This window comes from Micromonospora sp. CPCC 206171, from assembly GCF_036906755.1.
Lineage (GTDB): Bacteria > Actinomycetota > Actinomycetes > Mycobacteriales > Micromonosporaceae > Micromonospora > Micromonospora purpureochromogenes.
This window is the reverse complement of sequence record NZ_JBAKHT010000004.1, coordinates 65,012-88,029: the sequence shown is the minus strand read 5'-3', so window position 1 is coordinate 88,029 and position 23,018 is coordinate 65,012. Positions and strand designations below refer to the sequence as shown.

General features: G+C 74.7%; 22 protein-coding genes and 1 pseudogene. 11 read left to right on the top strand and 12 right to left on the bottom strand.

Going from position 1 to position 23,018, the window contains the following annotated elements; translation table 11 throughout:
* Positions 1-487 precede the first annotated feature (487 nt).
* The 4 genes from moaC (at position 488) to V6U89_RS07465 (ending at position 3,223) form a co-directional block, all read left to right on the top strand.
* Entirely contained in the window at positions 488-979 is a 492-nt protein-coding gene (moaC, locus tag V6U89_RS07480) for a cyclic pyranopterin monophosphate synthase MoaC (protein ID WP_334569944.1), read from the top strand.
* Positions 952-1,446: a MogA/MoaB family molybdenum cofactor biosynthesis protein gene (locus V6U89_RS07475; protein ID WP_334569943.1), complete on the top strand. Its 495-nt coding sequence runs from the start codon at positions 952-954 to the stop codon at positions 1,444-1,446. Before moaC ends, V6U89_RS07475 begins: the two co-directional genes overlap by 28 nt.
* A gap of 89 nt (positions 1,447-1,535) precedes the next feature.
* The gene (locus V6U89_RS07470) at positions 1,536-2,795 is read left to right on the top strand and encodes a molybdopterin molybdotransferase MoeA (RefSeq protein WP_334569942.1); all 1,260 of its coding nucleotides are present in this window, start codon (positions 1,536-1,538) and stop codon (positions 2,793-2,795) included.
* A complete protein-coding gene (locus V6U89_RS07465; RefSeq protein WP_334569941.1) occupies positions 2,792-3,223 on the top strand; it encodes a molybdenum cofactor biosynthesis protein MoaE in 432 nt (143 codons plus the stop codon). The genes V6U89_RS07470 and V6U89_RS07465 overlap by 4 nt, the downstream gene beginning before the upstream one ends.
* Positions 3,224-3,317: 94 nt before the next feature.
* Here V6U89_RS07465 and V6U89_RS07460 read toward each other — a convergent pair whose 3' ends face one another.
* Positions 3,318-4,760, bottom strand: coding sequence for a glycosyltransferase 87 family protein (locus V6U89_RS07460; RefSeq protein WP_334569940.1), 1,443 nt, complete (start codon positions 4,758-4,760; stop codon positions 3,318-3,320).
* A gap of 204 nt (positions 4,761-4,964) precedes the next feature.
* Positions 4,965-5,510, bottom strand: coding sequence for a DoxX family protein (locus V6U89_RS07455; protein WP_334569939.1), 546 nt, complete (start codon positions 5,508-5,510; stop codon positions 4,965-4,967).
* A 135-nt stretch (positions 5,511-5,645) separates the two neighbouring features.
* On the opposite strand from V6U89_RS07455, the gene V6U89_RS07450 reads away from it, so the two are divergent.
* Complete coding sequence (locus tag V6U89_RS07450) at positions 5,646-6,191, top strand: GNAT family N-acetyltransferase (protein ID WP_334569938.1); 546 nt, start codon at positions 5,646-5,648, stop codon at positions 6,189-6,191.
* A 72-nt stretch (positions 6,192-6,263) separates the two neighbouring features.
* Here V6U89_RS07450 and V6U89_RS07445 read toward each other — a convergent pair whose 3' ends face one another.
* Entirely contained in the window at positions 6,264-7,505 is a 1,242-nt protein-coding gene (locus V6U89_RS07445; RefSeq protein WP_334569937.1) for an ATP-binding protein, read from the bottom strand.
* Between the two features lie 147 nt (positions 7,506-7,652).
* Positions 7,653-8,105 (bottom strand): annotated as a pseudogene (locus V6U89_RS07440) (LppU/SCO3897 family protein); the annotation flags it as partial.
* Positions 8,106-8,423: 318 nt separating this feature from the next.
* On the opposite strand from V6U89_RS07440, the gene V6U89_RS07435 reads away from it, so the two are divergent.
* Together V6U89_RS07435 and V6U89_RS07430 are read left to right on the top strand one after the other, a co-directional pair.
* Entirely contained in the window at positions 8,424-9,407 is a 984-nt protein-coding gene (locus tag V6U89_RS07435) for an EamA family transporter (protein WP_334569936.1), read from the top strand.
* A gap of 11 nt (positions 9,408-9,418) precedes the next feature.
* Positions 9,419-10,048, top strand: coding sequence for an A24 family peptidase (locus tag V6U89_RS07430; RefSeq protein WP_334569935.1), 630 nt, complete (start codon positions 9,419-9,421; stop codon positions 10,046-10,048).
* Positions 10,049-10,287: 239 nt separating this feature from the next.
* Here V6U89_RS07430 and V6U89_RS07425 read toward each other — a convergent pair whose 3' ends face one another.
* The 5 genes from V6U89_RS07425 to V6U89_RS07405 form a co-directional block, all read right to left on the bottom strand.
* Positions 10,288-13,482, bottom strand: coding sequence for a UvrD-helicase domain-containing protein (locus tag V6U89_RS07425; RefSeq protein WP_334569934.1), 3,195 nt, complete (start codon positions 13,480-13,482; stop codon positions 10,288-10,290).
* A gap of 94 nt (positions 13,483-13,576) precedes the next feature.
* On the bottom strand, positions 13,577-14,824 hold the full coding sequence (locus V6U89_RS07420; protein WP_334569933.1) for a metallophosphoesterase: 1,248 nt from the start codon (positions 14,822-14,824) through the stop codon (positions 13,577-13,579).
* 12 nt (positions 14,825-14,836) lie between these two features.
* Positions 14,837-15,082, bottom strand: coding sequence for a MoaD/ThiS family protein (locus tag V6U89_RS07415; protein ID WP_334569932.1), 246 nt, complete (start codon positions 15,080-15,082; stop codon positions 14,837-14,839).
* 3 nt (positions 15,083-15,085) lie between these two features.
* Entirely contained in the window at positions 15,086-16,099 is a 1,014-nt protein-coding gene (gene moaA, locus V6U89_RS07410; protein ID WP_334569931.1) for a GTP 3',8-cyclase MoaA, read from the bottom strand.
* Entirely contained in the window at positions 16,096-17,010 is a 915-nt protein-coding gene (locus tag V6U89_RS07405) for a fructosamine kinase family protein (protein WP_334569930.1), read from the bottom strand. Before V6U89_RS07405 ends, moaA begins: the two co-directional genes overlap by 4 nt.
* A gap of 150 nt (positions 17,011-17,160) precedes the next feature.
* On the opposite strand from V6U89_RS07405, the gene V6U89_RS07400 reads away from it, so the two are divergent.
* Entirely contained in the window at positions 17,161-18,219 is a 1,059-nt protein-coding gene (locus V6U89_RS07400; RefSeq protein WP_334569929.1) for a DUF4192 domain-containing protein, read from the top strand.
* 55 nt (positions 18,220-18,274) lie between these two features.
* On the opposite strand, the gene fdhD is transcribed toward V6U89_RS07400, so the two are convergent.
* Positions 18,275-19,132, bottom strand: a complete 858-nt coding sequence (fdhD, locus tag V6U89_RS07395) for a formate dehydrogenase accessory sulfurtransferase FdhD (RefSeq protein ID WP_334569928.1) — start codon at positions 19,130-19,132, stop codon at positions 18,275-18,277.
* 76 nt (positions 19,133-19,208) lie between these two features.
* Between fdhD and mobA the strand changes: the two genes are divergently transcribed.
* The 3 genes from mobA to V6U89_RS07380 all read left to right on the top strand — a co-directional run bounded on the left by mobA (position 19,209) and on the right by V6U89_RS07380 (position 21,402).
* Positions 19,209-19,928: a molybdenum cofactor guanylyltransferase gene (mobA, locus tag V6U89_RS07390; protein WP_442933890.1), complete on the top strand. Its 720-nt coding sequence runs from the start codon at positions 19,209-19,211 to the stop codon at positions 19,926-19,928.
* Positions 19,925-20,179 (top strand): DUF6457 domain-containing protein, encoded by a 255-nt coding sequence (locus tag V6U89_RS07385; protein ID WP_334569926.1) that lies wholly within the window; start codon positions 19,925-19,927, stop codon positions 20,177-20,179. Before mobA ends, V6U89_RS07385 begins: the two co-directional genes overlap by 4 nt.
* 110 nt (positions 20,180-20,289) lie before the next feature.
* Positions 20,290-21,402, top strand: a complete 1,113-nt coding sequence (locus V6U89_RS07380) for a T3SS (YopN, CesT) and YbjN peptide-binding chaperone 1 (protein WP_334569925.1) — start codon at positions 20,290-20,292, stop codon at positions 21,400-21,402.
* A 94-nt stretch (positions 21,403-21,496) separates the two neighbouring features.
* Here the strand turns inward: V6U89_RS07380 and V6U89_RS07375 are convergent, their stop codons facing one another.
* Together V6U89_RS07375 and V6U89_RS07370 are read right to left on the bottom strand one after the other, a co-directional pair.
* Positions 21,497-22,453 (bottom strand): zinc-binding dehydrogenase, encoded by a 957-nt coding sequence (locus V6U89_RS07375; RefSeq protein WP_334569924.1) that lies wholly within the window; start codon positions 22,451-22,453, stop codon positions 21,497-21,499.
* A gap of 66 nt (positions 22,454-22,519) precedes the next feature.
* On the bottom strand, positions 22,520-22,978 hold the full coding sequence (locus tag V6U89_RS07370; RefSeq protein ID WP_088959726.1) for an Lrp/AsnC family transcriptional regulator: 459 nt from the start codon (positions 22,976-22,978) through the stop codon (positions 22,520-22,522).
* Between the last annotated feature and the right edge of the window lie 40 nt (positions 22,979-23,018).

Sequence of the window (23,018 nt, the reverse complement as noted above, 5' to 3'; positions counted from 1 at the left end):
AGGGTGACGTGGAGGGGTACACCGATCATCCGGACGGGCAACGGGATGTGTGCCACTCACACCGTTCCACCCAGTTCACGATCTCGTAGAGTGATCCTTTGAGCACTTGGGCGGAGTGATCGAGGATCTGGTGGAGATTCGCGTCCTGGGTTGCCCTGCTGCTCATGCGAACCGGGCGACTGGTGACCGTAGAGGATCTGGTCGACGAGTTGTGGCCCGAGGTCCCCCATCCGCTGTCGCCAACGTGTGTAGTTATCCCGCCAGCCTCCGTCGTGCGTTCCGGGCCGCCGAAGACGTAACGGATCGCCTTATCCGAGCGGGCGCCCGATACCGGTTGAGCGTCTTCCCGGGATGCTCCTGCACGTCACGGTTTCCCCAGCGGCGCTGACGGCCGGGTGGGTGAGGGAAAGCCCGGCCAGGGCAGCCGGCTGTGCTCCTCCCGAACTCGTGGTGCTTCCCGGTCGTACCCGGCGGATAGGCTGCGGTCGTGACCGATCCCGCGCAGCTCACCCACGTCGACCCGGCGGGCGCGGCCCGCATGGTCGACGTCTCCGCCAAGCCGGTCACCGGCCGGCTCGCCGTGGCCGCCGGCCGGTTGCGCACCACCGCCGAGGTGGTCGACCTGCTCCGCCGCGACGGCCTGCCCAAGGGCGACGCGCTGGCGGTCGGTCGGCTCGCCGGCATCATGGGCGCCAAGCGCACCCCCGACCTGATCCCGCTCTGCCATCCGATCGCGCTGCACGGCGTGACCGTCGACCTGCGGCTGACCGAGGACACCGTCGAGATCACCGCCACGGCCAGGACCGCCGACCGGACGGGCGTGGAGATGGAGGCGCTGACCGCCGTGGCGGTGGCCGGGCTGGCCCTGGTCGACATGGTCAAGGCGGTCGACCCGGCCGCCTCCGTCGAAGCGGTGCGGGTGCTCCGCAAGGAAGGCGGCAAGACCGGCGAATGGGTCCGCCCGGAGGATCGGCCGTGATCCGGGCCCGGGTCGTGGTGGCGTCCAACCGGGCCGCCGCCGGTGTCTACGCCGACACCAGCGGCCCCCTGCTCGTCACGGGCCTGCGTGAGCTGGGCTGCGCCGTCGACGAGCCGGTGGTGGTTCCCGACGGCGAGCCGGTGGGCGAGGCGTTGCGCAGCGCCCTGGCGGACGGGATCGACGTGGTCCTGACCAGCGGCGGCACCGGGATCACCCCCACCGACCGGACGCCCGACGTGACCCGGGCGCTGCTCGACTACGAGATCCCCGGCATCGCCGAGGCGATCCGGGCGCACAGCCGCGACCGGGTCCCCACCTCCGCGCTGTCGAGAGGGCTGGCCGGGGTGGCGGGCCGGATGCTGGTGGTCAACCTGCCCGGGTCGACCGGCGGTGCGCGGGACGGCCTCGCCGTGCTCGGCCCGATCCTCGTCCACGCCGTCGAGCAGTTGCGCGGCGGCGACCACTGACGCCCGGTCCGGCGTCCGCGGCGATAGGCTCGCCCGGTGAACGCGCGGATGTGACGCGCGCACCGCAGTCGGTGAACGGAGGCCCCCCGGTGAGCACGGAAACCGCCGCCGCCGCGGCACAGGTGGCGGCACCGCCGCCGGCCGGTTGGGAGGAGGCCCGCTCCCGGGTGTACGCGGTCGGCCTCGCCGCCGCGCTTCCCGCGGTCCGCCGGCCGCTGGCCGACACCGACGGGCACACCCTCGCCGAGCCGCTGACCACGCGGACCGACCTGCCCGCCTTCCCGACCTCGAGCGTGGACGGCTGGGCGGTGCGCGGTGAGGGCCCCTGGGACGTCGTCGGGCGGGTGCTGGCCGGCAACACCCCGCCCCCGCTGACCGCCGACGGCACCACCGTCGAGATCGCCACCGGCGCGATGGTCCCCGAGGGCACCACCGCCGTGCTGCGGATCGAGGAGTCGAGCCGTACCGCCGACGGACGGGTGACCGGCACGCCCCGGCCCCACCCGGAGTGGCGGGAGCCGGGCGAGGAGGCGTACGCGGGTGAGGAACTGCTCCCCGCCGGCACCCCGGTCGACCCGGCGCTGATCGGCCTGGCCGCCGCCTGCGGCCACGACCAGCTGGCGGTGCGGCGGCAGCCCCGGGCCGCGCTGCTGGTCTTCGGCGACGAGCTGCTGACCGCCGGCCCCCCCGGCGCCGGCCGGGTACGCGACGCGCTCGGCCCGGCCGTGCCGGCCTGGCTGCGCCGGTACGGCTGTCAGGTGCGCTCCTCCGACGTGGTCGGCCCGGTGGCGGACACCCTCCCCGCCCACGTGGCGGCGCTGCGGTCCGCGCTGACCAACGCCGACCTGGTCTGCACCACCGGCGGGACGATGCACGGTCCGGTGGACCACCTGCATCCCACCCTGGAGGCGCTCGGCGCGGACTACGTGGTCAACACCGTGGCGGTCCGGCCGGGCTTCCCGATGCTGCTGGCCCGGCTCGTCGGCGCCGACGGCCGGGTCCGCTTCGTCGCCGGCCTGCCGGGCAACCCGCAGTCCGCGATCGTCGCCCTCGTCTCGCTGGTCGCGCCGCTGCTGGCCGGGTTGACCGGTCGACCGATGCCGGTGCTGCCGCACGCCACGCTCGCCGAGCCGGTGCCCGGTCGGGGCGACTACACGCACCTGGCCCTGGTCCGGCTGGACCGGGCCGCCGGCACCGCCCACCCGCTGCGCCACGTCGGCTCGGCGATGCTGCGTGGGCTGGCCGGGGCCGACGGGTTCGCGGTGATCCGTCCGGGCACCACCGGCGAGGCCGGGGCGCGGGTGCCGGTCGTACCGCTGCCGCTGCTGCCCGGGGAGCGCTCGTGGTGACCACCGACCCGACGGTCGCCGTCCTCGCGGTCACCGACCAGCCGCTCGACCTCGCCGCGCACGAGGCCGCGGTCGCCGACCGGCGGGCCGGCGCGGTGGTCTCCTTCCAGGGCGTGGTCCGCGACCACGACCACGGCCGTCGGGTCACCCTGCTGGAGTACGAGGGCCACCCGAGCGCCGCCGACGTGCTCCGCGAGGTCGCCGCCGAGATCGCCGCCGAACCCGAGGTGTACGCGGTGGCGGTGTCGCACCGGATCGGCCGGCTGGAGATCGGTGACGTGGCACTGGTCGCCGCGGTCAGCACCGCGCACCGCGCCGCGGCCTTCGAAGCCTGCGCCCGCCTGGTCGACGAGGTCAAGGCGCGCCTGCCGATCTGGAAGCGCCAGGTCTTCACCGACGGCACCGAGGAATGGGTCAACTGCCCCTGACCGTTCCCCTCATGATCCGCGCACTTACCGAGAAAGAGTGGCTATCCGACGCGGGATAGCCACTCTTTCTCTGTAGCTGCGGGGCCGGGGGCGGTCAGCGGCGGGCGGTGGTGGGGGTGCGGGAGAGGCGGTCGGTGTAGAAGGCCGGCTCGGCGCCGGGGCGCCAGGGCAGTGCGGCGACCAGCACGATCAGCGCCAGCGCGAGGGAGTTCTCCATCAGCGCGCCGAAGAGGCCGTCCTGGTAGTGCGACACCTCGGGGAGTTGGTGCTCGTACGGCCAGATGGGCGAGACGAGGAAGAGCAGGTAGAGCCCCGCCGCCGCGACGGCGTGCCGCAGGCCGGTCAGCGTCGGGTACCAGATCGGCGGGCGCAGCCCGTTGACTCCGGGCGGCCCCCCGTACGACGACGCCTGGCCGGCGCGGGCCGCCAGCCCCCGGCTCGCCTCGCGACGGCGTACGGCCGCGTCGGCGAGCACGACGATCGCCGGGATCACCCAGACCAGGTGGTGCGTCCAGGAGATCGGGCTGATCACGTTGGCGGTCAGCCCGACCAGGGTGAACGCGGTCAGCTCGTCGCCGTCGGCCCGGGCGGTGGCGGCGCGGGAGAGCCCCACCGCGAGGATCAGCACCGAGAACGACAGCCAGAGCAGGCCGGGCGTCTCGATCGAGTCGTACAGCCGGGCGAGCAGGCCGGCCAGCGACTGGTTGGGGGTCATGTCGGCCGCGCCGACCCGCTCGGTCTGGAAGAGCACGCCGCCGAAGTAGGCCCGCGACTCCGTACCGACCAGCGCGAACGTCCCCAGCGTCACGCCGATCGTGGTGCCGACGGCGGTGGCCGCCGTCCGCCACTGCCGGGTGATCAGCAGGTAGACGATGAAGAGCGCCGGGGTCAGCTTGACGGCGGTGGCCAGGCCGATGCCCATGCCGGCCCACGCCCCGCTGTAGAGGAAGCGCACGAACGGGCCGTCGGTCGGGCGACCGTGGGTGCCCCGCCGGGACCGCCAGCGCAATCCGATCAGGTCGGCCATGATCAGCCCGAAGAGCAGCACGTTGACCTGGCCGTACCCGAGGGTCTCCCGGACCGGTTCGATGGCGACGGACATCGACGTCGCGATGCCCACGGTGAACCAGAGCGGCCAGCCGAGCCGGTCCACGATCGGGCGCAACAGCGCGGCCAGCACGAGAGCGAGGGCGGCGATGCTGCCCGCCGCGTTGATCCAGCCGGACGCCTCGACCGGCAGTCGCGCCATCGGCAGCATCATCAGGGCGGCGAAGGGCGGGTAGGTGAAACCGAGGGTGGTGGTCGGCGCGATGAACTCGTACAGCTCGTGACCGCTCGCCCACCACACCACCGCGCCGTGGTAGATCTTCATGTCGAAGAAGTTGTACGGCCGCCCGAAAGCACCGATGGCGAGCCATGCGGCATAGGCGACGGCGGCCACGATGCCGGTCCGTACGACTGTCCTACGATCGATCCCACGCGTTGCGCGACGGACTGGGGCGAGGCGGTCCAGCCGTCTACCGACGATCGCCGGCATGGCGTGGCCACCCCCGTACCAAGGTCGTCCTACCCGTCCAGGTCCGGTACGGAGCCTAGAACGGCGCCTCACGTTGATGCCTCCCGCGTTATGCGACCGTGTCCGATCCCACACATGTTTTTGACATTTCCACCGCGTTAACGGCAGTCGGGTGGTTCAGGTAATTCGCGGCCTTGCGGGGGGTGATGGCCGTATTGACGCAGGTCAGCCCGGAAGTCGCCGGGCCGTGGACGCGGAGAGGGCGGCGATCCGCGCTTCCCGGCGGGCGGTACGCACCGCGCGGGTCACGGAACGTCGAGAGTGACCGATGCGATGACCGGCCCGCCAGCGCAGACCCGGCTTCCCCTCGGTGTCGGCGGCGGCGAGCAGCAGGCCGCCGAAGAGCCCGAGGTTCTTCAGGAAGTGGACCTGGTTGTTGTTGCGCGTCGCCGGGTCGTTGTTCTTCCAGAAGGGATGGCCGGCGATGGTGACCGGCACCAACGTGCCGGCGAGCACGAGCGCGGCCGGCCGGGCGAACCTCCCGGTGGCCAGCATGAGGCCGGCGGCGAGCTGCACCGCCGAATTGGCGCGGACCAGTGTGGTGGTGTCGGTGGGCAGCTGCGGTGCGACGTTGGAGATCAACGGAGCGACCCGGTCGGTGATCGGCTGGGCGGCCGGCGCGAGGCGCTCGGGGTGCTGGAAGTTGCGGGCCCCGCTGATCACGAAGATGCCGCTCAACATGACGCGGGCGAGGGAACGCACGGGTTTCATGGATCAGTCATACCCCGTCCGGACGTCCGCTACCCGGGCAACGGCCGATCCGGGACCTTCCGACATGGACGTGACGCCACGCCGATTCGAGCGACCGTCGCTGATGGACGCGTGTCGACGGGTAACGTCGCCCGGGTGACTACCCTGCGGCTGCGCCCCGAGGACCCGGCGGACATCGGCCCGGTCCGCATGGTGCTGGCCGCCGCCTTCGCCCGCCCGGACGCGGCGGTCCCCGGCGAGGTGGCGCTCGTCGACGAGCTGCGCGACAGCGACGCGTGGATCCCGGAGCTGGCGATGGTGGCCGAGTACGGCGGTGAGGTGGTCGGCTACGCCCTGCTGAGCCGGGTCTTCGTACAGTCCGACGACATCCGCGCTCCGGCGTTGGCGCTCGGGCCGGTCGCGGTGGCCCCGCACCGCCAGCGGGTCGGGCACGGCACGGCGGCGGTGCAGGCCGGGCTGGACGCCGCGACCGAGCTGGGTGAGCGCCTGGTGGTGGTGCTCGGCGACCCGGCGTACTACCGGCGCTTCGGGTTCGTCCGGGCCGACCGGATGGGGCTGACCAGCCCGTGGTCCGGTCTGGGGGAGCCGTGGCAGGCGCTGGCGCTGCCGCCGAGCACCAGCGGCGAGGGGCCGCCGCCGCGCGGTGAGGTGGTGTTCCCGGCCCCCTGGTCCCGCGTCTGACCGCCACGAGAGCGCCGTCGGCGTGACTGGTGCGCCGGGTGTCGCCGGAGGAGCTGGCCCGGCTGGCGGCGGTCAGGCCGGTTGGGTGCGCAGGTAGCGGCCGAAGTGCGGGACGGTGAAGGCGACCGTGCCCCGCTCGCCGGAGTAGATCAGGCCCTTCTTGATCAGCGCGTCCCGGGCCGGGGAGAGGCTCGCCGGCTTGCGCCCGAGCGCCCGGGCGATCTCCGCGGTCGGCACGGCCGCGTCCATGTCGTCCCGGCCGCCGCCGTCGGCCTCCCCTTCCACCAGGGACAACGTCGCCATCGCGCGCATGTACTCGCGCTCGGCCGGGGTGGCCCGCTCGAACCGGGAGCCGAAGAAGCCGACCGCCAGTTCGGCCTCCGCCTCCGGGGCGGCCACCCGGACGTCCGCCGCGGTGATCGGCGAGCGGGGCGCGTGGTCCCAGGTCGCCTTCCCGTACGCCTGGACGAAGTAGGGATAGCCCCCGGACTTCTCGTAGAGCAGGTCGAGGGCCTTCTGCTCGTACTCGACCTGCTCCCGCTCGGCCGGCGCGCAGAGTGCCTGGTCGGCGGCGATCCGGTCGAGCCGGTCGATGCGCTGGTAGCGGAACAGCCGTTCGGAGTAGGACTTGGCCGCGCTGAGCACGGCCGGCAGGTGCGGCAGGCCGGCGCCCACCACGATCAGCGGCGCGCCGAGCTGGGACAGCTCATGGCAGGCGGCGCAGAGCGCCGAGACGTCCTCCGGGCCGAGGTCCTGCATCTCGTCGATGAAGACGGCGATCCCGGTGCCCACGTCGGCGGCCACCCCGGCCGCGTCGCTGAGCAGCTCGACCAGGTCGATCTCGATGTCGCCGGAGTCGGCCCGGCCGCTGCTCGCCGGCACGTCGATGCCGGGCTGCCAGCGGTCACGCAACTTGGTGGCGGCGGCACCACGACCGGCGGGCGCGGAGCGCTGGGCGAACGCCTTGAGCACGCCGAGGAAGGCGTCGATCCGGTCCGGGGCGCGGTGCCGGGGAGCCAGCTCGCGGACGGCCATGTGCAGCGCGGCGGCCACCGGCCGGCGCAGTGACTGGTCCGGCCGGGCCTCGATCTTGCCGGTGCCCCAGAGATGGTTGATCGCCTGCGAGCGGAGGGTGTTGAGCAGCACCGTCTTGCCGACGCCCCGCAGCCCGGTGAGCATCAGGCTGCGCTCGGGGCGACCCCGGGCGATGCGTTCCAGGACCACGTCGAAGACGTCCAGCTCCCGCCCCCGGCCGGCGAGCTCGGGCGGGCGCTGGCCGGCGCCGGGGGCGTACGGGTTGCGGACCGGATCCACGCATCGCAGAGTATCGGGCCGTCTAGCCGGGGGACTAGAGATGCATAGACGAAGCTACCGGCGTGTCTGCGGGCCTCGACAACAATCTTGCCCTTTCTAGCGTCCAGGCTAGAAAGGGCAAGATTGACCTACCGGGAGTGTTTCCGATCAGCGCTGCTTCAGGCAGAGGACGAAGTCGAGGGTGTCCAGTTCGCTGTCGAAGAAGTACCAGTTGGTGTAGCCGGTGACCTTGGCGCACTTGGCCTCGGCGTCCTTCTCACCGCTGGTCTCCCCGTCGAACCGCCGCAGCACCTCGTACGTCTTCGGGGCGCAGTCGCTGATCAGCAGCTTGGGCTTGCCGCCCGCCGGGCCCTGGTTGCGTACGCACTGCCCCGCCTTCACGAAGCGCGGATCGGCGGACGAGGCCGGCGCGGGGGTGGTCGGCGCCGGTTCGCCCGGCCCGGGCAGCGCCGCGCTCGGCGCCGCCGAAGCGGTGGGCGCGGCGTTCGACGCCGGTTCGTCGTCCCGGCCGGCCAGGTACCACAGCGTGGCGGCACCGCCGAGGACGAGCACCGCCAGCACGGCCAGCACCGCGATCAGCGGACCCCGGCCCCGTTTCGGCTGCTGCGGCGTCGGGTCGCCGAGGTAGGCGGTCGGGCCGGCCGACCGGTACGGCTCGCTGGGCGGGTGGACCTCGGTGGCCGCCCACCCCGGCTGCGGGTACGGCTGCTGGGCGTGCGGCTCGCCCCACGCGGGCGACCCGTGCGGATCCGGTGCGGCGCCGTACGCGTCGTCCGGGCGTCGCCCGCCCCACGGCTCCGGGGCCCCGCCACCCGGTGGCCCGTAGTTCGCCATGCACGCCTCCTGCGTACTCGGTGCTGAGAGGCCGGACACCCGTGCGGGACACCGACGCCGTGGTCACCGTAGCGTGGTCCACCGATGAGCTCACCTCCCGCGAGTGCGACACCCACCCGGCCCGGCCTGATCTGGACGGCGCTGCTGCTGGTCTACGTCCTGTGGGGCTCCACCTATCTCGGCATCCGGATCGCCGTGGAGTCCATGCCGCCGCTCGCCTCGGCCGCCCTCCGGTTCGCCGCCGCCGGGCTGGTGCTCGCCGTCGTCCTGCGGCTGCGCCGCGGGCCGGGGGCGTTGCGGGTCGACCGGCGTCAGCTCGCCTCCGCCGCCCTGGTCGGGGTGCTGCTGCTGGCCGGCGGCAACGGCCTGGTGGTGCTCGCCGAGGCGGGTCCGCGCGGGGTGGCCGTGCCGTCCGGCGTCGCCGCGCTGCTGGTGGCCACCGTCCCGCTGCTGGTGGTGCTGCTGCGTACCGCCACCGGCGACCGGCCACGCGGCTGGACCTTCGCCGGGGTGACGCTCGGCTTCCTCGGCCTGGTGCTGCTGGTGCTGCCCACCGGTGGCGCGGGCGCGGTGCCGCTGGCCGGCGCGCTCACCGTGGTCGCCGGCGCCACCTCCTGGTCGGTCGGCTCGTTCCTGTCCGGTCGGCTGGCCATGCCCGCCGACCCGTTCGTCGCCACCGTGTACGAGATGTTCGCCGGCGCGGCGGCGCTCGCCGTGCTCGCCCTGGCCCGGGGCGAGCTGCGCGACTTCTCGCCGGGCGAGGTGACGGGCCGGTCCTGGGCGGCGCTGGCGTACCTGATGGTGGCCGGCTCGCTGGTGGCTTTCACCGCGTACGTCTGGCTGCTGCACCACGCGCCCATCTCACTGGTCGCCACGTACGCCTACGTCAACCCCGCCGTCGCGGTCGGGCTCGGCGCGCTGCTGGTCGCCGAGCCGATCACCGCGCAGGTGCTGCTCGGCGGCGCGGTGATCGTGGCCGGCGTGGCGCTGGTGGTGAGCACCGAGCGACCCCGGCGGCCGGCGGCGGAGCCCGCCGACGGGGCAGCCGCGGAACCGGCGCACCGGTAACGTCCGGGCCCGTGTCCGTCGGGCTGCTGACCGCCGCCGCGCTCTGCGGCGGCCTCGTCGGCGCGGCGGCACCGACCTCCGCCAACCGGTTCACCACGGACCGGTCCGCCACCGGCCGGTGGACGGTCGGCTGGGCGGTCGTCGGGGCGGTGGTGTTCGCCGGGCTGGCCGCCGCGCTCGGGCCCGACCCGGCCCTGCCGGCGTACCTGCTGGTGGCGGCCTTCGGTGTGGTGCTGGCGGTGGTCGACCTGGCCTTCCTGCGGCTGCCCGATCCGCTGGTCGGCGCGGCCGCCCTCGCCGGCGTCGCCGGCCTCGGGGTGGCCGCGCTCGCCGCCGGCACGCCGGGCCGCCTGGCGCTCGCTCTCGCCGGGGCCGCACTCTCCTTCTCCGGGTACGTCCTGCTGGCGCTGCTGCCCGGCGCCAGGCTCGGCTTCGGCGACGTCAAGCTCGCCGCCGCCCTCGGCCTGCCGCTGGGCTGGCTGGGCTGGTCGACCCTGGGCTACGGGCTGCTCCTGCCGCACCTGCTCAACGGCGTGCTGGTGCTGGCCCTGCTGGCCGCCCGCCGGGTACGCCGGGACACCGCCCTGCCGTTCGGCCCGGCGCTGCTCGCCGGGGCCTGGCTGGCTGTGCTCCTCGCTTGACGCTGGCTGGCGGCGTTGCCCGCCTGGCCTGCTTGGCCGTGCCGCTTGCCTGGCCTGCTTGGCCGTGCTGCTTGGCTGTGCTGCTCGCCAGCGCTGCGGCGGCGGCCGTCCCGTTCCGAGCGTGATACCTGACAGGCATCAAGATGACTCTGGGGTATCACGCTCGTCCGGGTGTCCGGCCGGGCGGAGGTCACCGTCCGTGGGCGCGACGAGCCGCGGGACGATGGTGGCCCGGCAGGTCAGATCAGTCGGAGCTGGCGGTCCTTCGGTCGGCGCGGCTCGGTCTCACCGAAGCGCTCGAAGAGCCCGGCGTCGATCACGTCGAGGAAGGGCGACGGCCGGCAGTCCCGCTCCGACCCGTGCCGGACCCGGCGGGCGGCGTGGCTGACGTAGAGCCGGTCCTGGGCGCGGGTCAGGCCGACGAAGAAGAGTCGCCGCTCCTCGGCGACCGCGTCGTCGTCCGGCTCGCTGCCCGGCCAGCGTAGCGGCAGCAACCCGTCCTCGGCCCCGACCAGGAAGACCACCGGGAACTCCAGCCCCTTGGCGGCGTGCAGGGTGAGCAGGGTGACCGCCTCGGCCCGCGGGTCGAGCGCGTCCACCTCCGCGCCGGTGGCGAGCTGGGACAGGAACAGCCCGAGGTCGTCGCCGCAGCGGCGGGCCAGCGGAGTGAGCAGGTCGACCGCCGTGCGGACGTCCTCGGGGCGTACCGCGGCGGCGCCGTCCAGCGTCGGCACGGCGAAGCGCTCCGCCAGCACCTGCCCGGCCAGGCGGACGCGGGCCGGCAACGAACCGTCCAGCCCGTCGGCGTGCCGCAGCTCCCGGGCGATGGCGGTCACCCCCGGCCGGTCCCGCAGCCGATTGTGCGAGCGCTTCTGCACCGGGATGTTCGCCCGGGCGAGAGCGTCCACTATCGGGGCGGCCTGCGAGTCGGTGCGGTAGAGCACCGCGATGTCGGAGAAGGAGAGCGTGGTCGACCGGCCGTCGATCCGGCCCGAGTCCAGCGACCGGTGGGACAGGCCGCCGACCAGCTCGTCGATGGTGCGTACCACGAAATCGGCCTCGTCGGCGACCGAGGCGGCCGGGTAGCGGCCGACCAGCGGGGCCTCCGGGTCGAGCCGGGCCGGGTCCAGCCGGCGGCCCCGCACCAGCGATGACGGCGCGATGGCCTGCACGGCGGCGGCCAGGATCGGTGCCGATGAGCGGTAGTTGCGGTTCAGCCGGACCAGTCGGGCGTCGGTGAAGTCCTGCGAGAAGCGCAGGAAGTAGCCCACGTCCGCGCCCCGGAACGAGTAGATCGCCTGGTCCGGGTCGCCGATCGCGCAGAGGTTGCCGTCGGCGGGGCTGAGCAGGCGCAGCAGCTCGTACTGGACCGCGTCGACGTCCTGGTACTCGTCGACGAAGATCCATCGCCAGCGCTCGCGGTAGTCGCGTACCAGCTTCTTGTCGGCCTTCAGCAGCGCGACCGGCAGGGTCAGCAGCTCGTCCAGGTCGACCAGGTCCTGCTTGCGCAGCAGCGCGGTGTAGCGGTCCGGGTCGTCACCGGCCTCGGCGTGGGCGGCCGCCCGGTCGGCGTCGTCGGCGATCCGGAAGTCCGCCGGCAGCCCGGCGGCGGCCGCGTTCTCCCGCAGCATGGCCAGCCCGAGCGAGTGGAACGTGCCGACGGTGACGTCCTCGGCCACCGGGCCGAGCAGCCCGTCGAGCCGGTGCCGCAGCTCCTCGGCGGCCCGCCGGGTGAAGGTGATCGCCAGGCACTGCTCGGGGAAGACGTTCAGCTCCGCGCAGAGGTACGCGATCCGGTGGGTCAGCGTCCGGGTCTTGCCGGTACCGGGGCCGGCCACGATCAGCAGCGGGCCACCCGGCGCGGAGGCGGCCACCCGCTGCATCGCGTCCAACCGGTCGAGCAGGCCGGTGCCGACCTCCTCCATGCCGGCGAGCATCGGCTCGAACGGCTCGTGCGGCGAGGGTGCCGGCGCGATCGGCGGGGGAGGCGGCGGCGTGGCCTTCCGCTTCGGCTCGGCCTTCGGCGTCGCCGGGCGGCGGGCCTTCGCCTTCGCCGCCGGCTCCGCGGGCCGTCGCTGCGCCGGCACGGGTACGTCGAAGAGCGTCTCCGCCTGCGCCCCCGTGGCCTTCGCGCCCAGCTCGGCGGGGTCGAAGAGGGTGATCACGCCGTACTCGCCGTCGTAGCCCGGCACCCGGCGGACGTCGCCGCGGCGCAGCCGGCCGATGCCCTCGGCCAGCAGCTCGCCGCCGACCCGCCCGATCTCGTCCAGCGGGGTACGGGTGAGGATCTCCAGCTCCGGGCCGAGCGCGGCGACCAGCTCGTGCAGCTTCCCCTCGACCTTCTTGCTCCGCGCACCCACCTTGTTGATCTCGCCGAGGATCTCGGCCAGCGGCACCAGGTGGGTGACCTCGCGGGCGTGCGCCGGGCGGTGCCCCGCCGGCCGGTCGGCCAGCTCCTCGACCCGACTCAGCACGCCGACGGTCAGCGGCTTGCCGCACTCCGGGCAGCGACCACCGGCCTGCCGGGTCCGCTCCGGCGACCAGTTGACGCCGCAGAGCCGGTGCCCGTCCGCGTGGTACTTCCCCTCCTCCGGGAAGAACTCGATCGTCCCGGCCAGCCCGCTGCCGGTGCGCAGCGCCTCGCGGATCGCGAAGTAGTCGCGATCGGCGGAGAAGACCGTCGCCTCCCGGGCCAGCGCCGGCGGGGAGTGCGCGTCGGAGTTCGAGACGAGCTGGTAGCCGTCCAGGCTGCCGACCCGCCAGTTCATCTCGGGGTCGGAGGAGAGGCCGGTCTCCACCGCGAAGACGTGCTCGGCCAGGTCGCCGTAGCAGTCGGCGATCGCGTCGAAGCCGGACTTCGAGCCGAGCGCGGAGAACCAGGGCGTCCAGATGTGCGCCGGCACCAGGTAGCCGTCGCCGCTCGCCTCCAGGGTGATCTCCAGCAGGTCCCGGGAGTCCAGGCCGAGGATCGGCCGGCCGTCCGAGCCGAGGTTGCCGATCCGGCCCAGGGCCGTGTTGAACCGCGCCACCGCGTCCAGGTCGGGCAGGTAGATCAGGTGGTGGACCTTGCGGGTCCGGTCGTCCCGCTTGTAGATCGTGGAGATCTCCACGCTGAGCATGAACCGGACCGGGTCGGTCTCCGCCTCGCTGGCCAGCCGGGGCGGCAGCCGCCGGGCGATGTCCCGTTCCGCCTCAGGGGCGAGCCGGTAGAGCCCGGGCTCGGCCGGGTGCAGCGTCTCGCGCAGGTGGTCGTACCAGGCGGGGTGGGTGAAGTCCCCGGTGCCGAGCACGCCGATGCCCTTGCGCCGGGCCCACCAGCCGAGGTTGGGCAGGGTGAGATCGCGGCTGCACGCGCGCGAGTACTTCGAGTGGATGTGCAGGTCCGCGACGAACGGCGGGACGCCACCGGGGGGTGCGGCGCTGAACGGAGGCACGCCGCATCCTGTCACGGCCGGTCCATCACCCGCCCGCCGCCACGCGTACGGGTGACCTGAGCAATCCGGTGCTGGACTCCGCCGCCCGGTCGCGCTATGGGGCGCGCAGCTCCACCAGGGTGATCTGCGGCGGGGCGCCGACCCGCACCGGCGGGCCCCAGAAGCCGGCGCCGTTGGTGACGTACACCTTGGTGCCGTCCACCTCGCCGAGCCCGGAGACGACCGGCTGCTGGAGCTTGACGGCCAGGTTGAACGGCACGATCTGGCCGCCGTGGGTGTGCCCGGAGAGCTGGAGGTCGACACCGAACTTCGCCGCCTCGTGCGCGGCGACCGGCTGGTGCGCCAGCAGCACCACCGGGCGGCTCGGGTCGCGGTCGCCGAGCGCGGCCGTGTAGTCGGCCGGTGCCGCCAGGCCGGTGCCGGCCGCGGTCACGTCGTTGACGCCGGCCAGGTCCAGCACGCCACCCCGGGCGTGGATCTCCTGCCGCTGGTTCTGCAGCACCCGCAGGCCGAGCCGGTCCACCTCCTGGACCCACTCCTCTACGCCCGAGTAGTACTCGTGGTTGCCGGTGACGAAGAAGTTGCCGTAGCGGGAGCGCAGGCCGCGCAGCGGCGCCGCGGCCTCGCCCAGCTCGGCGACCGAGCCGTCGACCAGGTCGCCGACGACCGCGACCAGGTCGGCGTCGAGGCGGTTGATCGCGGCGACGATCCGCTCGGTGTGCTCGCGCCCGCGCAGCGGGCCGAGGTGGATGTCGGAGACGGTGGCGATCCGCAGGCCGTCCATGCTGCGCGGCAGCTTCGCCAGCGGGATCCGGACCCGGTCCAGCTCGGGCGGGCCGGTCGCCACCCGGACGCCGTAGCCGGTGACGCCGGCCGCGGTGAGCCCGGCGAAGATCGCCGCGCCCCGGGCCAGCAGCAGCCGGCGCGAGGCGTCGTGGTCGGGCTGGTCCACCGCGTCGACGGCCGGCGGGTCGGCGGTGCCGGCCGCCCCGACCAGCACCGGCTCCGGCGCGGCGGCGGTCGACTCGGCGACCGCCGACCGGCGGCGCAGCACCAGCCGGGCGACCGCCATCGGCACTTCCAGCACGAGCAGCAGGACCAGCAGGTAGAACATCACCGCCAGCCAGAGGTAGCCCGGCCAGGCCAGCCAGAACGCCCCGACCGCCCGGGTGCCGGCCATCGTCGCCGGTACGAGCAGCGCCAGCACCAGCGCGGCGACCGCGCCGATCCGCCGCCACCGCCCGGGGCGGGTGGTGTCCTTGACCAGCCGCTTCCACAGGTAGAAGTGGATCAGCCCGATGATCAGGGCCAGGGTGGCAACGAACGCCAGAGTCGCCAACATGCCAGCCCTCTCTCAGCCGCCCGCAAAGGGGGGCAGCACGTCGATCGTGACCCCGGCCGGCAGCGGTGTCCCACGATCATGACAGCGCACCCCGTCGACCAGGAAACTCGCCACCTCCAGCACGGCGGCCAGCCCCGGCCCGTGCCGCTCGGCGAGTTCACCCACCAGTTCGTCCAGCGACCGGCCGGCGGATGCGGTCTCCTCGGTGCGGCCGGCGGCGGCCCGGGCCCCGGCGAAGTAGCGGACGGTGAGCTGCACGGCTCAGCCTCCGATCGCGGACATCGGCCGGGCCGGTTGCAGGAACGTGGGGTCGTCGATGCCGTGCCCGGCGCGCTTGCCCCGCATCGCCACCTGCCAGCGCTCGGCCAGCTCCGCGTCGTCCGCCCCGCCGCGCAGCGCGCCGCGCAGGTCGGACTCCTCGGTGGCGAAGAGGCAGGCCCGGATCTGGCCGTCGGCGGTGAGCCGGGTCCGGTCGCAGTCGCCGCAGAACGGCCGGGTGACGCTGGCGATCACGCCGACCCGGGCCGGTCCGCCGCCCACCAGCCAGGTCTCGGCGGGCGCCGCGCCCCGCTCGGCGGGGTCGGGCGTCAGGGCGAACGCGCCGGCCAGCGAGGCCAGGATCTCGTCGGCGGTGACCATGGTGGCTCGGTCCCAGCCGTGCTGGGCGTCCAGCGGCATCTGCTCGATGAACCGCAGCTCATAGCCGTGGTCGAGGGCGAACCGCAGCAGCGCCGGGGCCTCGTCGTCGTTGACGCCCCGCATCAGCACCGAATTGACCTTCACCGGGGTGAGCCCGGCGGCGGCGGCGCCGGCCAGCCCGGCGAGCACGTCGGCCAGCCGGTCCCGCCGGGTCAGCCGGCCGAACCGCTCGCGGTCCAGGGTGTCGAGCGACACGTTCACCCGGTCCAGCCCGGCCGCGCGCAGCGTGGGGGCGAGCCGGTCCAGGCCGATGCCGTTGGTGGTGAGGGAGATCCGCGGGCGGGGGGTCAGCGCGGCCACCTCGGCGACGATGCCGGCCAGCCCCGGCCGGATCAGCGGCTCGCCGCCGGTGAAGCGGACCTCGGTCACCCCGAGCCGTTCCACGGCGACCCGGACCAACCGGACGATCTCGTCGTCGCCGAGCAGCTGCGGCCCGGCCAGCCAGGGCAGACCCTCCGCCGGCATGCAGTACGTGCAGCGCAGGTTGCACTTGTCGGTCAGCGAGACCCGCAGGTCCCGGGCGACGCGGCCGTACCGGTCGACGAGGACGCCCTTGGCGGGCGGGGCGACGGTCACCCGTCGACCGTAGCGCGGCCGGTCCCGCCCAGCGCTGCTCGGGCGGCCCGGGTGACCGCATCTCGGTACGTCGCGCCGAAGGCGGCGGTGTGCACCAGCAGCAGGTGGAGCTGGTGCAGCGGCACTCGTTCCCGCCAGCCGTCGGTCAGCGGCCACTCCTCCCGGTAGGCGCTCATGATCCGGTCGAGGTGCGGCGCGCCCCCGAAGAGCGCCAACTGGGCCAGGTCGCTCTCCCGGTGCCCGCCGTGTGCGGCCGGGTCGACCAGCCAGGCCCGGTCGTCCGCGCCCCAGAGCAGGTTCCCCGGCCACAGGTCGCCGTGCACCCGGGCCGGCGGCTCCTCGCCGCCGAACTCGCCGATCCGGGCGACGACCTGCTCCACCAGCGCGGCGTCCGCGCCGCCGAGCGCGCCGCCGTCCACCGACAGCGCCAGGTACGGCAGCAGCCGACGCCGGGCGAACCAGTCCGGCCAGGGGCCCTCGTCGGGGGTGTTGTCCTGCGGCAGCGGGCCGATGAAGCCGGGCCAGTCGGCGCCGAAGGCGGACGCCCCGGCCCGGTGCATCCCGGCCAGCTCCCGGCCGAACCGCTCGGCCGCCTCCGGGGACGGCTCGCCCGGCTCCACCCAGTCCAGCGCCAGCAGCTCCGGCAGGGCCACCAGCACCTCCGGTACGGCCACCGTGCCCGCCTCGCGCAGCCAACGCAGCCCGGCCGCCTCGGTGGCGAAGAAGCCCTCGGGCACCGGCCGGTCGGCCCGCTCCGGCCAACTCTTGGCGAAGACGGAGTGACCGTCGTCCAGGGTGAGCCGGGAGGCGGCGCAGACGTCCCCGCCGGAGACCGGCGTCTCCCGGATCCGCTGATGGGTCAGGAACGTCGGCAGGTGCTCCGGATGCGTCCGCAGGTACGCCAGGTCCATCAGCGCAAGGTAGCCGCTCCCTGCCGCAACCGGGGGATTCCGAAGCCTGGCAAATCAATGACCTGCGGGAACACTCTCCGTGTCTGTGGACAACCCGCGTGTCGTCCACAGGGCCTGTCGGTCGCGTCCCCCGGGTCGCAGGCTGCCGGCATGACCGCGACCGACCGCCCCCGGCTCACCGTCCGCTCGCCCGCCGACCTCCTCGCCGCCGTGCCGTACCTGCTCGGCTTCCACCCCGCCGACAGCGTCGTCGTGGTGGCGATGCGCGCCCAGCGGGTCGTCTTCGCCGCCCGCGCCGACCTGCCCGACCGTGGCACCGACCCCCGGCTGCCCGCCGACCACCTCGGCGGCGTCCTCGGCCGGCAGGACGCCGACGCCGCCACCGTCATCGGGTACGGCCCGGCCGACCGGGTCACCCCGGCCGTCGACGCGGTACGCGCCGCACTGACCACGGCCGGCCTGACCGTGCTCGACGCGATGCGGGTGACCGACGGCCGGTACTGGTCGTACCTGTGCGCGGAGGCAGCCTGCTGCCCGCCCGACGGCACCCCGTACGACCCGGGCAGCAGCGAGGTCAGCGCCGCCGCGGTCTACGCCGGTCAGGTGGCGCTCCCCGATCGGGCCGCCCTCACCGCCCAGGTGGCCGCCGCGGACGGGCCGGACCGGGCGGCGATGCGGCAGGCCGGCGTCCGGGCCGAGCGGCGGCTGCTCACCCTGTTGACCGAGGCGCCCGCCGCCGACCTGCTCGGCGGTCGCGCGATCCGGGCGGCCGGCGTCGCCGCCGTGCGGGACGCCCGGCGGGCGCACCGCCGGGGCGAGCGGCTCACCGACGACGAGGTGGCCTGGCTGAGCCTGCTTTTGACCCACCTGCCGGTGCGCGACCACGCCTGGGAACGCACCGACGGGCGGGAGGAGGACATCGACCTCTGGGGCGACGTGCTGCGCCGCGCCGAGGAGGAGTTGATCGCCGCGCCGGCGAGCCTGCTGGCCTTCGCCGCCTGGCGAGCCGGTCAGGGCGCGCTGGCCGCTGTCGCGTTGGAGCGGGCGCTGGCGGTCCACCCCGACTACTCCCTGGCCCAGCTCCTCGACGACCTGCTCCGCCGCGGCGTGCCCCCGTCCGAGCTGGACGGCTGGCCGGCCGTGGGAGAGCCGGGCGTGGTCCGGCGGCGTCCCCGCCGGCGGCGACACGTGCGGCGGGGTCTCGGATGAGGGTCGTGCGGGAACTTCTGCCGACGGCGCGTCCGCCGGGGCGTCGGTCGGCGGGTCAGTCGACCAGCACCCGCTGCCCGCCGGCGTAGACGTTCATCGTCCGGCCGCGCAGGAAGCCGACCAGCGTCATCCCGGCCTCCTCCGCCAGGTCGGCGGCGAGCGAGCTGGGCGCGGAGACGGCCGCGAGCAACGGTAGTCCGGCCATCCACGCCTTCTGGGTCAGCTCGAAGCTGGCCCGACCGGAGACCAGCAGCAGGTGCCCGGCCAGCGGGAGGCGACGTTCCCGCACCGCCCAGCCGACCACCTTGTCCACCGCGTTGTGCCGGCCGACGTCCTCCCGCAGCACCACCGGCTCGCCCTCGGCGGTGAACAGCCCGGCCGCGTGCAGGCCGCCGGTGCGGTCGAAGGCCCGCTGGGCCGCCCGCAACCGGTCGGGCAGGGCGGCGAGCACGTCCGCCCGGACGGTGAGCGGGTCGTCCACCACCGGGTACGGCGACCTGGTCCGCACCGCCTCGATGCTGGCCTTGCCGCAGACCCCGCACGAGCTGGTGGTGTAGAAGTTCCGCGACGGGTCGGTGGTGGGCTCCGGCACGCCCGGGGCGAGCACCACGTCCACCACGTTGTAGGTGTTGGGGGTCTCCGCCCCGGCGCAGAGCTGGGCGGTGAGCACGTCCTCGGTCGACCGGATCAGCCCCTCGGTGAGCAGGAAGCCGATCGCCAGGTCGATGTCGTCGCCGGGGGTACGCATGGTGACCGCGAGCGGCCGGCGTCGACCGGGTCCGGCCGGGCCGACCCGGATCTCCAGCGGCTCCTCCACGGAGAGGGTGTCCGGCCGGCGTACCGGGGCGCGTCCGTCGGCCACCGCGTCGAGGTCGATGCGGAGCACGCTCCGCCGGTCAGTCGCCCGTCCCATCCCGCCATCCTCCCCCGCCCGCCGGACGACCCGCACCGCGACGCCCGCCGTCGTGCAGGCCCGCCGATGCCGCGGCATCGGCGGCGAAGGGCAGCCGCGCGCCGACCCGCACGACGACGCCGGCCCGGCGCACGGGTCGGCGCGAGGCTACGGTGGCCGGGTGACGGCGTACGCGGCGGTGGTGCTCGCGGGCGGTGCCGCGCGCCGGATGGGCGGGCGGGACAAGCCGGCGCTGCCGGTCGGTGGAACGCCGATGCGGGAGCGGGTGCTGGCGGCCGTCGCCGACGCGGCCCCGCGGATCCTGGTCGGGCCGGCCGACGCGGTCCCCGGCGACGTGCTGGTGACCCGCGAACGACCGCCGGGCGGTGGCCCGGTGGCGGCGACCGCGGCCGGGCTCGCCCTGCTGCCCCCGGACACGACCACCGTCGCCCTGCTCGCGGCCGACCTGCCGCTGCTCACCCGGGAGGCGGTCGGCGTGCTGCTGCGCGCGCTGCACCCCGAGCCGGACGAGGCGCCGTCGCGCGGTCACGTGGACGACGGGCCGGACGGGGTCTGCCTCCTCGACGACCGCGGCCGGCGACAGCCGCTGTGCGGTGTGTGGCGGGCCGCGGCGCTGCGGGACGCGCTGGCCCGCCTCGTCGGGCGTCGGGGCGGTACGCCCGACGGCGCCTCGATGCGGGAGTTGCTCGCCGAGCTCAGGGTGCGTGACCTGCCGTGGTCCGGCAGCGGCCCGCCGCCGTGGTTCGACTGCGACACTGACTCCGACGTACGCCGGGCGGAGGAGTGGACGCGATGACGGTGATGGACGACTGGGTCACGGCGGCCTGCGCCGAGCTGGGGCTCGACCCGGCCGAGGTGCCGGTGCCGGCGGTGCTCGACCTGGCCAGGGACGTCGCCCACCAGGTGCTGCGGCCGGGCGCGCCGGTGAGCGCGTACCTGCTCGGGGTGGCGGTCGGGCGCGGTGCCGACCCGGCGGGCGCCGCCGCGCGGTTGAGCGACCTGGCCGCGACCTGGCCGGTGGAGCTGGGCGGCGACCGTCCCGACTGAGCCGCACCCGCCCCGACTGATCCGCACCCGCCGCGTTGTCCGATCCCGGTCGCGGTGGATTCGACACCGGGTGGGCCTGGGTAGGGTGACCTTGACGGACGGAGGCGATCATGACGGCAGACCACCCCTCGAAGCCGACCGGTGATCAGCCCGGCAGCTCGCCGGAGCAGCACGAGTCGGTCCTGCTGGACGAGCCGAGCACGGCCGACCTGCGGGCCAAGGTGACCGAGGCGTGGCGGGAGTTCGCCCGCGCGCTGGCCGAGCGGCTGCGCGCGCTGCCCACCGGGGCGCACGTCGAGCTGACCCTCGACCCGACGGCCTCCGGCACCGGCAACGCCGTCTACTCGATCAGCGTGGACGTGGGCGACGGGGGGCGGGTCTCCGCACGGGCGGTCGGCAACGCCACCCTGCCGCAGGGCTACCGGCTGGACCGGGCCGCCGTCGCGGACATGATCGCGCTGGGCTGGTCGCCGCCGGGCGTGCTGGAGGGCTCCCGGGACCAGTTCGGCCTGGCGGGCTCGACCGCCGACGCCAGCAAGGTGGCCGCGCTGCTCTCCCGCACCCTGCGCGACGTCTACGGTGCTCCGCACCCGGCCTTCCTCGTCTACCTCGTGCACGACGCCGAGGGGGAGCCGCTGCCGGCCGAACCGCTCGGCACCGCGCGCAGCGAGTTCGGCCCGGACCGCGACATCGAGGCGGACCTCGACGAGGCGCTGGCCGCCGCCGCGAGCGCGCAGAAGAGCGACGAGGGCGAGGACGTGCTGGCGCTGGAGGAGCGGGTCCGCACCGTCGTGTCGACCATGCTCAAGTCGAAGTCCGACCAGCTCCAGGTCGACTCGGACGGCGACATCAACATCCGCGCCGGCTCGGCGATGGTCTTCGTCCGGGTACGCGACAACCCGCCGCTGGTCGACGTCTTCTCCCCGGTGCTCACCGAGGTGGAGCCGACCGAGCGCCTCTACGTGAAGCTCTCCGAGCTGACCAACCGGATGCCGATCGGCCGGCTCTACTGCGCCGACGACACCGTCTGGGCGTCGATCCCGGTCTTCGGCCGCAACTTCCAGGCCACCCACCTGATGCTCGCGGTGCAGGTGATGACCGGGCTGGCCGACGAGCTGGACGACCGACTGCACGGCGAGTTCGGCGGCAAGCGGTTCTTCGGCGAGGGCGACAAGCCGAGTCGGCCGGCCGACTCCGAGCACCGGACCGGCATGTACCTCTGACTCTTCCGCGCCGCGCGTCCGCCGGGAGCGGTCAGCGACGCCTGCGCATCCGTCGAGCGTCGGTCGACGGGTGAGCACCAGGCGGCGGCGAGCGTCAGCCGACGTCGAGCAGGGTCTTGCCGACGGTGGCCCGCGACTGCATCGCGGCGTGCGCGGCGGCGGCCCGCTCCAGCGGAAAGCGCTGCCCGATCAGCGGGCGCAGCCGTCCCGCCGCGCCCTCGGCGAGCGCCCGGACGGTCAACGCGCGCAGCTCGTCGGGCCCGGCGGTCGGCCGGAGCAGCGTCACACCCCGCGCCGCGGCGGTCTCCTCCGGCACCTCGGTCCAGCTGCCCGAGGCGAGCCCGAAGCTGAGCATCCGGCCGCCGGGGTCGAGCAGGTCGAAAGCCCCGCTGCCCACCTCGCCGCCGACGCCGTCGAAGACGACGTCCACCCCGCCGGTCGCGGCGCGTACCCGGTCGGCCCAGTCGGGCTCCCGGTAGTCGATCACGACCTCGGCGCCCGCCGCCCGGACCAGTTCCGTCTTGCGGGGGCCGCCGGCCAGGCCCACCACCCGTGCTCCCGCCCGCGCGGCGAGCTGGACCAGTAGGCCGCCCACCCCACCGGCGGCCGCCTCGACCAGCACCCGTTCCCCCGCCCGGGGCGCGGCGGCGTCGGTCAGCAGCAGCGCGGTACGGCCGTCGGCGAGCAGTGCCACCGCGTCGTCCAACGCCAGCGCGTCGGGCACCTCGACCGGGGCGGCCCGGTCCACCACGACCCGTTCGGCGTACCCGCCGTACCCGCCGGTGCCGCTGACCACCCGCCGGCCGACGAGCCCGGGGTCCACGTCCGGGCCCACCGCGCCGATCACGCCGCCGACGCCGTTGCCGGGGATCACCGGCAACGGGCCGCGGAACGGCCCGAACCCGGTGGCCCGGAACATCGTCTCGACGAAGGTGAGGTTGACGTGCGCCACCTCGATCAGCACCTGCCCCGACCCGGGCGTCGGGTCGGGTGCCGTTCCCGGCACCAACACCTCCGGACCGCCGAACTCCCGCAGCCACACCGCCCGCACGATCCCCCCTCACGTCGCCGTCCGACCCAGTCGACGACATGAAGTGGGGTTGAGGTCAAGCGCGGATCAGCCGGTGGACGGGCCGACGCCGGGGGACTCGACCAGGCGGGAGAGCACGATGGTGCTCCGGGTGGAGGTCACGAACGACTCCGCCCGCAGTCGCTCCAGCGCCTCCTCCAGGTGGGCGATGTCCGCGGCCCGCAGGTGCACCAGGGCGTCCGCCTCGCCCGAGACGGTGTACGCCCCGACCACCTCCGGGTGCCGCCGGGCGGCCACCCCGATCTGCGCGGGCGTGGTCCGGCCGGCGCAGAAGAGCTCGACGAAGGCCTCCGTGGTCCAGCCGACGGCGGCCGGGTCGACCACCGCGGTGAAGCCCCGGATCACCCCGGCGGAGCGCAGCCGGTCGACGCGTCTCTTCACCGCCGGAGCGGAGAGTGACACCCGGCTGCCGATGTCGGCGTACGACGCGCGGGCGTCCGCCACGAGCAACGCAATGATTCGCTGGTCGACCGCGTCTATCTGCAACGTTCCGCCTCAATAAAGCAAGAGTTCTGGCTGTTACCAA